The organism is Microcoleus sp. (assembly GCF_049646505.1).
Lineage (GTDB): Bacteria > Cyanobacteriota > Cyanobacteriia > Cyanobacteriales > Microcoleaceae > Microcoleus.
In genome coordinates, this window is sequence record NZ_JBARVX010000283.1 from 1 (window position 1) to 3,481 (window position 3,481).

Genomic DNA, 3,481 nt, shown 5'->3' on the forward strand with positions numbered 1-3,481 from the left:
GGACAGCACTAATGACTAATGACTAATGACTAATGACTAATGACTAATGACTAATGACTAATGACTAATGACTAATGACTAATGACTAATGACTAATGACTAATGACTTCTTCCCTCTTCCTGATGATGTTGTACGGAAAGCTCGGAGGCGACAGCACTGATGACGTTGGACGTTGGACGTTGGACGTTGGACGTTGTACCGAAAGCAGTTGTCAGTTGCCAGTTGTTACCAATAACAAATAACAAATAACAAATAACAAATGACTAATGACTAATGACTAATGACTAATGACTAATGACTTCAGATCAAAGAGCCTGGTATTTCTGAACTGCCAACACCAAATTATCAGTCCAGAAATTAGCCAATTCAGCGCTGGCGGCTTCTACCATAACTCGGATCAGCGGTTCAGTGCCAGAAGCGCGAACCAAAATCCGCCCCTGTTCTCCCATTGCACTTTTAGCACGGACGATCGCCCCTTGCAAAATTTCGCACTCGTGCCATTTTAGGCGTTTTTCCCGATCGTCCACCCGCACATTTACCAGCAACTGCGGATAAGTTTGGAAACTGCCCCTTATCAATTGCGCTAAAGATTCTCCAGATTGGCGCACCAGGGAAGCTATGTGCAAAGCTGTCAGCAAACCATCGCCACTGATCCCGAAATGCGGACAAAGAATGTGTCCAGACTGTTCGCCGCCCAACATCGCACCCGTGCGCTGCATTTCAGCGTGAACGTGCTGATCTCCCACGTTCGTTCTAGTTAGTTTTCCGCCCAATTTTTCCCAAGCTCGCTCGAAGCCGAGGTTAGCCATTACAGTAGAAATAATTAAATTGGACGGTAACTGTTCGGAGGCGCGCAACTGCCGGCCCCACAGATACAGAATGTAATCGCCGTCAATCGATCGACCTTTGTTGTCAACACCCAAAACTCGATCGGCATCGCCATCAAAAGCAAATCCCAAATCGGCATTGTGTTCCAAAACCGCCGCTTGCAGGCTGTCGAGATGAGTAGAACCGCAGTTAACATTAATGCGAGAGCCATCAGGAGAGTCGTGCAAACAGATCACATCCGCCCCCATTTGCGCGAACACCGCCGGTGCCAAACCAGCCGCCGCCCCCCAAGCCAAATCCAAAACTACCCGCATTCCCGACAAATTCATCTGTTGCAGCGAATCAGAGAGAGAAGCAGCATAATCTTTCACCAACTCCGGGCGGTGGTAGTGTTGTCCCAAAGCGAAGCTAGCAACCGGAACCTTAGCCCCCCGGATTCCCGCTTCGATTTGTTCCTGCAACTGCTGCGACAGCTTAGAGCCGTTTGAGTTAAAAAACTTAATCCCGTTATCTTCAGGGGGATTGTGAGAAGCCGAAATCATCACACCGCCGACAGACTCCGAAACACTTGCCAGATAAGCAACGCAGGGAGTAGGGCACAATCCCAAATTCCACACTTCCAAACCAGCCGCTGTCAAACCCGCCGACAGTGCCGCTGCCAGCATATCGCTGGAATTTCTGCTGTCTTGGCCCAAAATCACCGGGCCTTGGTTGGGGGAATTTTGGCGGAGAACTTGTCCCGCCCAGAAGCCAACTTGCAGCGCTAGGGATGCAGTCAGCAATTCTCCAACTTTCCCGCGAATGCCGTCTGTGCCGAAGAGTTTGATATTTGGCAGGGGAAGGCTATCTCCCAGCAGAATCGTATCCCGTTTGACTGGCTGTACCGAGTTAGCAGCCGGAAACTCGCCGCCGCGATGGCGCGAAGGTGTCTGAACCATATTCACTCCTCTAGGAATATCCACACTCACACTTTGCAGTTCATGTTACAACTGAAAGTCTTTATTTTCAGCGTAAACTCGATTTATTTCGGGGATCGATCGGGTAACGCACCCTGTCAACCTACGCACAAAGTTTAACTTTTCGGGAAAAATTTGTATCGTACTCAAGGGAATAACTTTTACGATCTGCAAGCGCTTGCAGCATCGTTGAGACCGCCCAGATCGGGACGATCGCACTGAGCGCTCGTTCGGATCTGGGCGGGATTTGATATTATGATGCTGATGCCGTTTGAGCTAGTCAGCCACTGCGGGCATAGAAAGTTAATGCTGTATTGCCGTAGATTTTTTGGCGGCAAATTTCTAGGCCTGGAATCGGTTGTGTCGATCGCTCCGGGCTGTGTTCGATCGCAATTTCGCCATCGGGTGCTAGCATTTCTTGGCTGGCGAGCTTGTTTAACAGAGGTTCGTACAAGTCGCTAGCGTAGGGCGGATCGAAGTAAATGCGATCGAACTGCTGTCCTCCCAGCGCCCCCAATTTTGCCATCGCGTTTCCCCGCAGGATTTGGAATGTTTGGGAAGAACCCGCTACTTTCTCCCAGTTTTCATGAATAATCGCACAAGCTTTCGCCGACTGTTCGATGCCAGTAACACTCGCCGCCCCCCGACACAAAGCTTCTGCACCCATCGAGCCGCTGCCGGTACAAATATCCAGCCACCTGCAACCTGCGATCGTCCCCTGCCAAATATTAAACAAAGCTTCTCTGACTCGCGAAGGCGTAGGACGAGTGGCCAGTCCCGGCAGAGTTTTGATTTGGCGGTTGCCGCAGATTCTCAAGCTCATTTAACACCCAATTTGTCACAGTATTTTATAATTGATTTGATTCGCCAAACCCAGTTTGAATGCAAGGCTGCATTTCCGACTTAGCAGCATTTTTTCGAGTGCTTTCGCGAGTTCGCCCCGGCTTTATAACGAAGCGAGCTACGGCGATTGCCCTACACAATTTCGCGCAATTGATGCTGCACAAGGCACTTTTCAATCTAGCACATTACTGTCATTTTTTAACAAAAATATTAGCGATTTTTTCCGTCAACTTCAACGATGTTTTTGTGACTTTTTGTCACAAAAATATCTGCATCAATTGGGGAGCATCTCAATTTTGTATTAAGATTGCTGTCGCATTCTGGCGATCGTCCGCCCAAAACCGAGTCTGCGATCGATCGCCAGCGGGGATGCCTATAAAAACTGGCTCGATCCTCCCTGACCGTCGATAATTATAGAGGACGACCGCCGTTTTGTCGGCCAAATATCATACATTTCGTCGATGCTCCTGTCGCTAAACCTATGGCATATCCAGCTAAAAAATCAAATTGTGGCTGAAAAAAGCTATAGCAGTTCGATCGCGTGGTGAGGTATGCTCTATGCTCTATACCCTGTTTTGCCTATGCCCAATGCCGGATAGTACCTCATACCAGAGCTCGAAAGGCTATAATTTCCCGTCTCAATTTTGCTGAAACTCGCTCTAATCTAGGTTTGTTTAGGTGATAAAGCTCTTTAGAGACAGGGGATAAGATCGACTATCGCTTGGCAAACAGCCAGCTTGCTGCTATACTTCTGTCAAGCCAGCAGGGAAAATCTGAAAAATCGAAGCAAATGGGGATAGACGAACCCGATGTTGGAACATACTTCGAGGATAAGGCCTGCGGCTGGCATCCA

General features: G+C 48.8%; 3 protein-coding genes. 1 reads left to right on the forward strand and 2 read right to left on the reverse strand.

The annotated features are described in order from the left end of the window. Positions 1 to 306: 306 nt before the first annotated feature. Both glmM and rsmD read right to left on the reverse strand, forming a co-directional pair. The gene (gene glmM / locus WBA89_RS15210) at positions 307 to 1,767 is read right to left on the reverse strand and encodes a phosphoglucosamine mutase (RefSeq protein WP_424407784.1); all 1,461 of its coding nucleotides are present in this window, start codon (positions 1,765 to 1,767) and stop codon (positions 307 to 309) included. A 298-nt stretch (positions 1,768 to 2,065) separates the two neighbouring features. After that, positions 2,066 to 2,608 carry a 16S rRNA (guanine(966)-N(2))-methyltransferase RsmD gene (gene rsmD / locus WBA89_RS15215; RefSeq protein ID WP_424407787.1) on the reverse strand — a complete coding sequence of 181 codons (543 nt, stop codon included), beginning with the start codon at positions 2,606 to 2,608 and terminating at the stop codon, positions 2,066 to 2,068. Positions 2,609 to 2,667: 59 nt separating this feature from the next. On the opposite strand from rsmD, the gene WBA89_RS15220 reads away from it, so the two are divergent. Further along, positions 2,668 to 3,039, forward strand: coding sequence for a hypothetical protein (locus WBA89_RS15220; RefSeq protein WP_424407789.1), 372 nt, complete (start codon positions 2,668 to 2,670; stop codon positions 3,037 to 3,039). Positions 3,040 to 3,481 lie beyond the last annotated feature (442 nt).

What these genes read in the sequence shown, in the direction of transcription:
- glmM (WP_424407784.1), bottom strand. Translation starts at nt 1,767, where the DNA reads ATGGTTCAGACACCTTCGCGCCATCGCGGCGGCGAGTTTCCGGCTGCT.
- rsmD (WP_424407787.1), bottom strand. Translation starts at nt 2,608, where the DNA reads ATGAGCTTGAGAATCTGCGGCAACCGCCAAATCAAAACTCTGCCGGGA.
- WBA89_RS15220 (WP_424407789.1), top strand. Translation starts at nt 2,668, where the DNA reads ATGCAAGGCTGCATTTCCGACTTAGCAGCATTTTTTCGAGTGCTTTCG.